Annotated in this window: 1 pseudogene; it reads left to right on the top strand. The window is 42.1% G+C overall.

The features are described 5' to 3' along the window. Positions 1 to 356: pseudogene (locus tag AC0DBE_RS21755) on the top strand (DUF1492 domain-containing protein); the annotation flags it as partial.

Below are 356 nucleotides of genomic sequence, written 5' to 3'. Positions count from 1 at the left end.
AAGACACAGGTTCAGACATGGGTTAGATGGCATAAGGCTGGGGATATACATCGATTCGAACAGCCTGTTGGAAAGCAATACACTTACGGAAAAGGTCCAGAGTATTCTTCCGAATTAGAGAAACTGCAGGCAGAGAACCGTTATCTGAGACAACAGAATGAAGTTTTAAAAAAGTACAACGAATTGGAAAGGAAGTTGATAGCGAAACGTCAGTCGAACTTGTAGAAGCATTGCACAGCACAATGACCGTGCAGGATATCTGTATTCATTTAGGTATCTCTCGAGCGTCCTATTATCGTTGGAAGAAGAATCTGACGAAAGATTATCCCAAGCGCCATTTGGAAAAACAAATCGGC

The organism is Bacillus sp. VA15 (assembly GCF_055721145.1).
This window is presented reverse-complemented; position numbering and strand designations above follow the sequence as displayed.